Origin of the sequence: Sulfurovum sp., assembly GCF_041562805.1 — a bacterium.
GTDB lineage: Bacteria > Campylobacterota > Campylobacteria > Campylobacterales > Sulfurovaceae > Sulfurovum.
Genome location: NZ_JBFFOH010000122.1, coordinates 1 through 7440 on the forward strand (window position 1 = coordinate 1; position 7440 = coordinate 7440).

Here is a 7440-nt window from a genome sequence, read left to right on the forward strand (position 1 = left end):
CTACAAGAACTGCAAAGGCAGCTGTCAACGTGAGTAAGGTTCTAACAATCAGCTTAAGCCGACCCACCTCCGCGGCACATTTTTTTGTGCTGTGTAGCACAAAAACAAGTCCCGCTACGGCGGTCGGCTTAGCAAAGCGTTGGGCCTCATGAGATACAGCATCATAAAAGTTATTGTAAATGATTGGCCTGCACTGGCTTCGAGTATTGGCATTCCAATCATTTGGGCAATTCATTTGGTGTTCCCATATATATCAACTACACAATATCACCAACCGCTATGGTTCCCATTTCTTGTCACCTGTGGCTTGATTATTCTTATTACTTGGCGCATTCAACGAATTGCATGGTTCTTCGCTAATGGTGAATCTACCTCTGGAAACGTTGTTATCCTAAGAATTGTCAAAGATCGTGGTCGTATCGAATTTACGTTTCATCATAAAGGGAATAAGATAACTTCATGGTCTCCTGTCCATAAAACAAAAACGGTTCTTTCTCTTGTCCCTGGAACCAGCATCGAAGTGCTGTATGACAAAGAAGAACCAAGAAGGGCAGTAATAAAGGAATTATACGCGCCATGAAGAACCTCATATTAAATAACCGACAATCATGCCCAACAAGGCGCTCAAGCCGACCCGCCTCCGCGGCACATGTTTTGTGCAAAGTCGCACAAAACAAGCGCCGCTACGGTGGTCGGCTTAGCTAGAACGTTAGGCCAATAACACACATCACAGGGAGCACACATATGAAAACATTAAAAGGACTAATTGCGGCCACACTTTCTATCCCATTTATATCTGTTGTAATCCTTTCAATAGTAGCTGGCCCGGATGCCGCAGGAGTAGGCCTTGCCGTATTTTGGCAAACAGGATTTGTTCCGTTAATAGTTATATTGTTTATGGTTCTGGTTACACACGCAGCATTAAAAGTAATTGAAGAAACTGATCTGAAATATTATCTGATAGGTGGTGCGCTTACAGGTGTAATTCTTATGCTCGTAGTGTCAGCATCTATGCCTGGGCTAACTAGGGGTGGCTTCGTAACCTTTATTGCGTTTGTGCTGTTCATGATTATCGGGTTAATTCCGAACTATATATTCTGGCGCATAGCTATTGGTAAAGGCTGCAATGGAGAGGCCTAACAAGTCAATCAACTCGGACAAACCTCCGCGGCACTTTATGTGTGCTTATCGCTACGCTAGCACTCATAAAGTACCACTACGGTTTGCCGGTTATCGTGAACGTTATGCATAAAAAGAGTTAATCCATGCGTTTAGAATTCACTATAACTAAAGATGATTATGCGAAATTTTGTGAATATGCTATTCACCGAGCAAACCATTCAGATCCAGGCAAAGATAGTAAAAGCCTGAAATCTGTCGCGTTAAGCATGGTCATTTGGGGTGTTATAGCGTTTGTGTCATTTAGCATATTTAAAAACACAAACATTAGCCTTTCTTCGTTACACTGGCCTACGGCTGTTGTCGTATCTATACTATTTCTTGCTTTGTTGACACTGTATTTTGTATACCTAAAAAAGTATAAAGAAAACTCAGCACCAAAACACAATGGATTAATACTCGGTGACTGGGTTCTGGAAGTTGACGAATCGGGCATTAGGAACAGGGGTACTCTTGGTGGCAGCACTTTTAAGTGGGAATTGCTTGATGAGGTCGTGTTACATGATGGAAATGTATATATGTTTCTAGACACGATGGTGGCCGAAATAATCCCGAATTCAGCATTTGAAAGTGAGTCTAGCGCAGAAGAGTTCAAAAAACATATAGAAGAAATGCATAACAATATACTCCAGCCGACCGCTACCGCGGCGGCTGAGTAAGGCGTTATGTTTAAAAATAAGCACACGATAACGTTTGTAGTTGCGCTGGTATTATCACAGCCAGCATTTGGCGTAGAATCAAATCTGTTGTCTGCTGCATACATTGATACGATGAATAAGGTGAATATTAAGGCTGGCATCGCGTTTAATGAGCCATATGAATACAGCGAGGACAGGCCTCACTATTATGGCTCATTCAAGTACATTGATTTTGAACTAGGCTTGGAGGGGACGAAGGTGTCAATTGGTAAAGGTGTGCAAGCTGGACACGGCATAGATCGTATAGGTATAAGCTATGCCAAGTTTAACACTCAAGATCTTGCTGGCATTGAAGCAATAATTTCACAAATGGGCATGAGCATTAAGCTAGGCTATTATGCTGGCCTCGAAGACACAGATGAAAAATGGCTGGTGGGTATAGGGTTTGGCTTTTAAAAACATAACAACCAGTTCAAGCCGATCCAACTCCGCGGCACTTATTTTGTGCTTTATAGCACAAAATCAAGCCCCGCTCCGTCGGTCGGCTTAACAGAACGTTATGCATAAAAATATGGATATCACCAAACAAACAATTAAGGTTTTCAGCTTTCTGTTTTTGTTCTTTGTGCTAAATCTTGTTATTGCCGTAACTCTAGAGTTGCTCGGCATTCGATTTCACGAGTTCTTTTTATCTGTTTCGTTACTATTCGTAGAACCTGCAATACAATTTCGCCAGCATTTCTTACCTATTCACGGCGCCAGCTTAAGTTATCATTACTATTCAGAAATTGGCCTATATGACATATTGTCATTAATATCACTATATTTACTTATTAGTGTGTGTGCAGCAAGTGGGTATAAATACTTAAAAAGTATGTGGGCCACGCATGCATAACAATCAGCTCAAGCCGACCCACCTCCGCGGCACTTTTTTTGTGCTGTATAGCACAAAAACAAGTCCCGCTACGGCGGTCGGCTTAGCAAAGCGTTATGCTTAATATGAAACCAGCAAATATATTACTGTTTTTTCTGATCCTATATTCGCTACCGGCATCATCTACCGAATCTGTCGATTGCGGCAATAGTGTTTACTGGCTGCAATTACATTACAATTTTAGTGAAGATTCATTTGCTGGCTTTTCGCTATACAAAGATAGAGTGCGGTTAGATATACCTTCATTTAACTATGAAGTCTTAGATTCTGATTTCAAAAATAAATCCATTACATTCCTCTCAAAAGGAAATGAAAGAAACATTAATAATATTTACCTAAAGGTTTCAGGAGATGTGGCTGAGTTGGTTATAAACACAACAAGCTATAAGGTAAATTGCGATTGGAGTGCATATGAAGAATAAGCATAACAATCAGCTCAAGCCGACCCACCTCCGCGGCACATGTTTTGTGCTGTGTAGCACAAAAACAAGTCCCGCTACGGCGGTCGGCTTAGCAAGGCGTTAGGTGTTAATAAGAAATGAATGACCTGCTCTATAAAGTCGTTAAATGGTTTTACGTAATTTCTGTATCAATGGCGGCAGCTGCTATGCTGAACGTTCTACTGTTCATCGCTGCAGTTTATGGGTTTGCCGGAGAAGAAGGCGGAAGTTGGGTGGAGTGGTATTTTGGCGGTGGCAAGAGCTCAAATTTCATAATAGCAACAACATTAATCGCTCTCACACTAATCCCCTTTACTAAAAAACTAAACATTGTTTTAAAATAGGGTCACTTGAATTGCAAAAAACACCTAACAACCAGTTCAAGCCGACCCAGCTCCGCGGCACTTGGTTTGTGCTGTTTAGCACAAACACAAGTCCCGCTCCGTCGGTCGGCTTAACAAAACGTTAGGTGAATATGAGAAAAGGTAACTCTGTTGTTATTTTCACCGTACTGATAGGAATTCTGCTTGTAATTACAACATTATATAATTGGTATGCTCCTGTGGAGTGGAGGTATCATCAGAAGTTCACGGAAGCAAATAACATGATAAAAGCGATTGAAGAATTTAAAATAAAAGAAGGTCGCTATCCTTTTAACAGTAGCGAAGTTGGAATCGCCGAGGTAATGTCAGGGCCAAATTACACATTAACTGACACCGGTATTTATATAGTCAGCTTTCCTGGTGGGAACTGTTTCTTTTGCATGCAAGCGTACAATTCATCAACTAGGGCATGGAGTGAACATGACTAAATCACCTAACAATCAGCTCAAGCCGACCCACCTCCGCGGCACATGTTTTGTGCTGTATAGCACAAAAACAAGTCCCGCTACGGCGGTCGGCTTAGCAAAACGTTATGCGTAAGAAAAATGTGAATAGATCTCAGGCTTATAAATTACTAATTACTGAAATTCAGTACATATCACAAAAATCTGTTGAGGAACTTTGTGAATTGTCTGCAACTTCAATTAGTACAGAAAAAGTCACTGAGTCAGGGGCGCGCTATTCTATTTCAATTAAAGTAACTCCTAAAAATGAAGAAACCTATATAATTGAGGGTAACATTCATGATAACAACTCATTCAAGTATGAGCTTTTAGAAGAAAAAATTGTTATTAATAAGTGAATACACACTTAACTACGCATAACAAGGCGCTCCAGCCGACCCACCTCCGCGGCACTTGGCTTGTGCTGTGTAGCACAAGCCAAGCCCCGCTACGGCGGTCGGCTGAGCTTAAACGTTATGACTACAAGGAACAGTAATGTCTGCATACATAATCTTTAATTATAAAATACTAGATCGTATAAAGATTGAGGAAATTAAAGGGCTAATAACCCCGATACTTGAAAAATACGAAACTGAAGTAATTGTAGCTAGCCCAGTAAAAGCTATGGAGGGTGAGGCTTACCCAAATATGGTGATTCATAAATTTAACAGTATTGCAGATGCAGAGCATTTCTATTATTCAAAAGAACATCAAGAAGTTGTTGCTTTCCGTAAAAGTATAACAGAAGGCTGGGCAACAATAGTTCCAGGATACGTAGAGGAAGGTATGTAATTTGAAATTATTTAATCTACAAAAATGTCATAACAATCAGCTCAAGCCGACCCACCTCCGCGGCACTTGTTTTGTGCTGTATAGCACAAAAACAAGCGCAGCTACGGCGGTCGGCTTAGCAAAGCGTTAGCTGTAAAAAGAATTAAGTATTAAGCAGTAGTATCGGCATCATCAGATTCAAGACCGTGCCATTAGGGTGGCACACTGATCTACAGCGCCATCCTGAAGGTGCATAAAAGAAGCAAAAGGTGTAACGTCGGAGAATGGAAGGGGTAAATGGAGAGTTCAGTGAAAGAACAGGCACACAATCAATATCAGTTAAGCCTTGTGGCCCGGAACAGTCATCCCACCTCTTATACGCCCTCAGCTAACAAGGCGCTCAAACCGACCCACTTCCGCGGCACATATTTTGTGCAAAATCGCACAAAATACGCACCGCTCCAGCGGTCGGTTTAGCTCGGCGTTAGGCATAACAAGGGGAATTTGTGCAAGATATAAAGAACATACATGATCAGAATTTCGTAAACGTTATGAGGGCGAAAACGAATGAGTGCGTTTCCCCAATAATTGATCACTTCTCTAGCTGGCTAATTGGTGGCTTTAGCGCTGCCGCAGCGTTACTGGTAAGTCAATACAATTCGGTATCGGCTCATGTAAATATATCAGTTATTCAGGATTTCTTGTTATTACTAATGGCTGCCTTAGTTTTGGCGGCAATTCAAAAGTTTATTTCTAGTCTGGTTATTTCAAATGCTAAGGCATCTATTATGGGCCTGGAACTGGGAAAGAATGCGTCTGAGAGTAACATCGAATTAGATTTTAAGTTTATATTTGATGAAATTGAGAGATCTATATTTCCAATTTCTAGGTGGTTCGTGCGCCGTAGTTTGCGCAAAGTCCTCGCGGGAGATCTCGTGGCAAATTCACGCAATAGCGTCCGATTGTTACAGGTACAAGGGCTTATAACATTAGCTCAAGTGTTAGTAACATTATGCGCCATATACAGGTTTGCAGCAGGATTTCATGCCTAACAAGCCAATCAACACGGACAAACCTCCGCGGCACTTTATGTGTGCTTTGCGCTACGCTAGCACACATAAAGTGCCACTGCGGTTTGCCGGTTATCGTGAACGTTAGATTTAAAAATGGACCTATCACGTAAATACAATAAATTAAGCATAGCCTTCGCATCAGCAGGGTTGGTAATGCTGTTTCTTGTATTACGCGAGTTGCCGAACAATGACGGCGCAAATGGCACATATATAAATATGCTTTTAGAGCTATCTGTATCGGGTTCTGGTGATGCACATCAAATGCGGGCACTGGATCCACTATCATTAACTGAACATAGGGTATTGTCACTAGTATACATTGGCATAATACTGTTCTCAGTCATGTCAATCATCTTTGGCTTAATTGGTCGTTACCGCAAGGAAGCTTCAATGCCACATGCATCTTCTATTGCCATTAGCTCAATGCTGTTAATTACCTCATATCAGTATAAGTTGGTATTTTTGTGGTAAATATAAATCTAACAATCAGCTCAAGCCGACCCACCTCCGCGGCACTTATTTTGTGCTATGTAGCACAAAATCAAGCCCCGCTACGGCGGTCGGCTTAGCTAAGCGTTAGCTTTATAAATATGAAAATCACACTCACCATTTTTGCTTTTATTTCTTTATTTTCTATTTCAGCGCAGAATTATGCATGCTGCATTAACGTTGATAAATTAAAAATTGAAGAACTGGAAAGTAAAAATATTGATGTATCAAAGGCCTATACAATCAGATTCTACATGAGCTTAAATAGTAGTAGTGACGCATTAAAGGCATCTCAGGATGCTCAGTCTATCGGTTACACAGAAGAAAAACTGTATGAGTATGGTAGGGATGATTATTCACTATGGCTAACAAAGAGAATGGTGCCAAACCTAGAGAATCTAATGAAGGTTTATAATGAGCTATACCGCATCACCATAAAGTATAATGGCATATACAATGACGCTGACTGGCACATACTTGACAAAAGCTAACAAAAAATTCAACAAGGACATACCTCCGCGGCGCGCATTTTGTGCAAAATCGCACAAAATCCACTCCGCTCCGGTATTCCTGTTAATAAAGCGTTAGGCGGCATTTAGTTATGGGTTTTTTTAGTCTATTTAAAAGGCACAAGTTACATGACGTGGTGACTTATGACGATATTGCAGTAACCAGAACAAGACCTGATGGCATCATTGAAACTATACTTTGGGAAGATCTTCATGAGGTCGGAATCCTAACCACCGATGAAGGCCCGTTGCAGGAGGATGTGTTTTATTTGTTGCTTTCTAAAGACGGCAGTAACGGCTGCGTAATCCCTCAGCTTTCTGAAGGATCTGATAAATTGCTTGAGCGTCTACAAATGCTTCCTGAATTTGACAATGAAACACTGATCAAAGCTATGGGTTCAACAGAAAATGCACGTTTTGTTTGCTGGCAACGTGAAAGCGCTTAGTGTCAAGTTTGAACTGCGACAAATGTAGTCACTAACCATAGTAGCATTCCTCTGGCGTTCTGAAGTTAAGACGTTTACGTGGTCGACTGTTAAGCTTTTGAGCGATCACATCACATTGCTGCTGTGTTAAATCAG

Annotated in this window: 12 protein-coding genes; all 12 read left to right on the forward strand. The window is 41.2% G+C overall.

What is annotated here, in order from left to right:
• Nucleotides 1-148 precede the first annotated feature (148 nt).
• The 12 genes from ABYK33_RS11925 to ABYK33_RS11980 all read left to right on the forward strand — a co-directional run bounded on the left by ABYK33_RS11925 (nt 149) and on the right by ABYK33_RS11980 (nt 7305).
• Nucleotides 149-580: a hypothetical protein gene (locus ABYK33_RS11925; RefSeq protein ID WP_373033462.1), complete on the forward strand. Its 432-nt coding sequence runs from the start codon at nt 149-151 to the stop codon at nt 578-580.
• Nucleotides 581-744: 164 nt separating this feature from the next.
• A complete protein-coding gene (locus ABYK33_RS11930; RefSeq protein WP_373033463.1) occupies nt 745-1140 on the forward strand; it encodes a hypothetical protein in 396 nt (131 codons plus the stop codon).
• Nucleotides 1141-1265: 125 nt separating this feature from the next.
• Complete coding sequence (locus ABYK33_RS11935) at nt 1266-1838, forward strand: YcxB family protein (protein ID WP_373033464.1); 573 nt, start codon at nt 1266-1268, stop codon at nt 1836-1838.
• A 6-nt stretch (nt 1839-1844) separates the two neighbouring features.
• Nucleotides 1845-2273 carry a hypothetical protein gene (locus ABYK33_RS11940; protein WP_373033465.1) on the forward strand — a complete coding sequence of 143 codons (429 nt, stop codon included), beginning with the start codon at nt 1845-1847 and terminating at the stop codon, nt 2271-2273.
• 543 nt (nt 2274-2816) lie between these two features.
• On the forward strand, nt 2817-3173 hold the full coding sequence (locus ABYK33_RS11945) for a hypothetical protein (RefSeq protein ID WP_373033466.1): 357 nt from the start codon (nt 2817-2819) through the stop codon (nt 3171-3173).
• 116 nt (nt 3174-3289) lie between these two features.
• Nucleotides 3290-3535 (forward strand): hypothetical protein, encoded by a 246-nt coding sequence (locus ABYK33_RS11950; protein ID WP_373033467.1) that lies wholly within the window; start codon nt 3290-3292, stop codon nt 3533-3535.
• A 131-nt stretch (nt 3536-3666) separates the two neighbouring features.
• A complete protein-coding gene (locus ABYK33_RS11955) occupies nt 3667-4002 on the forward strand; it encodes a hypothetical protein (RefSeq protein ID WP_373033468.1) in 336 nt (111 codons plus the stop codon).
• Nucleotides 4003-4106: 104 nt separating this feature from the next.
• Complete coding sequence (locus ABYK33_RS11960; protein WP_373033469.1) at nt 4107-4376, forward strand: hypothetical protein; 270 nt, start codon at nt 4107-4109, stop codon at nt 4374-4376.
• Nucleotides 4377-4512: 136 nt separating this feature from the next.
• Nucleotides 4513-4809 carry a DUF1330 domain-containing protein gene (locus ABYK33_RS11965; protein WP_373033470.1) on the forward strand — a complete coding sequence of 99 codons (297 nt, stop codon included), beginning with the start codon at nt 4513-4515 and terminating at the stop codon, nt 4807-4809.
• Nucleotides 4810-5294: 485 nt separating this feature from the next.
• Nucleotides 5295-5840 (forward strand): hypothetical protein, encoded by a 546-nt coding sequence (locus ABYK33_RS11970; protein ID WP_373033471.1) that lies wholly within the window; start codon nt 5295-5297, stop codon nt 5838-5840.
• A gap of 611 nt (nt 5841-6451) precedes the next feature.
• Nucleotides 6452-6841: a ribonuclease E inhibitor RraB gene (locus ABYK33_RS11975; RefSeq protein ID WP_373033472.1), complete on the forward strand. Its 390-nt coding sequence runs from the start codon at nt 6452-6454 to the stop codon at nt 6839-6841.
• 110 nt (nt 6842-6951) lie between these two features.
• Nucleotides 6952-7305: a hypothetical protein gene (locus ABYK33_RS11980; protein ID WP_373033473.1), complete on the forward strand. Its 354-nt coding sequence runs from the start codon at nt 6952-6954 to the stop codon at nt 7303-7305.
• The last annotated feature ends 135 nt before the right edge of the window (nt 7306-7440 follow it).